The organism is Bradyrhizobium sp. NBAIM08, assembly GCF_020193935.1.
GTDB classification, from domain to species: Bacteria; Pseudomonadota; Alphaproteobacteria; order Rhizobiales; family Xanthobacteraceae; genus Bradyrhizobium; species Bradyrhizobium yuanmingense.
On sequence record NZ_JADYVR010000053.1, the window covers coordinates 1 to 758 of the forward strand.

A 758-nucleotide genomic window follows, 5' to 3' on the forward strand; every position below is an offset into this window, starting at 1 on the left:
GTATGAAGCTGAACCTCGGTGTCCGTGAAGGACGCTCCGGGGAATGCAAGAGCATTGCCGTTCGACTTTCCGAGATTGATGTAGATGTACTCGGCCTTGAACGTCCAGCGCGGGTCGAAAGCCCATTCAATGCCGCCACCCGCGGAGAAGCCGACCTGGACGTCGGACGATGACGCGCTTCGCGTCAGGGCCGGGAAGAAGCCGTTGAAATTGGCGATATTCGGCGTGGCGAGATTGGAGGTGAAGATGCTGTTCTTGACGTGGCCCCAGGCGAAGCCACCGGTACCGTAGATCAGCACATTGTTCGCCGCGTATCCGAGACGTCCGCGGATCGTGCCGAAGACATCGATTTCCTGCTTGAGATTGAACACGCCGGTGAAGGCGCCATTGTCGCCGCCGATCGTTCCGGTGACGCTGAAGGGGCGGCTCGCCGTTTCCCTTATGGCAGCGCCGCTGACATCCGCTTCCAGACCATACACGAACGTGCCGGACTGCCAGTTATAGCCGATTTGGCCGCCGCCGAATCCGCCCTTGGGGCTCACATCCAGGGTGAACGGCCCAGTGCCACCCGTGACGACATAGCCGGGCACCGTCCCGGTTGCGAGCGCGCCGGGATCGAAGGTCGCCGTCGGATCGCTCCAGCCATAACCGCCATGCACGCCGGCGTAAAAACCGGTCCAGCTGAATGCGACCGGCGCGGGCGGCGCCTTGGTGTAGGCCCTGGCAAGATCGGCCGCGGAGGCGGCGTGGGAGAGACA

The 758-nt window shown here is 63.1% G+C and carries 1 protein-coding gene; it reads right to left on the bottom strand.

What is annotated here, in order from left to right:
• Positions 1-758: outer membrane protein (locus I6F37_RS38330; RefSeq protein ID WP_225154120.1), on the bottom strand; the 758-nt coding region annotated here is incomplete at both ends.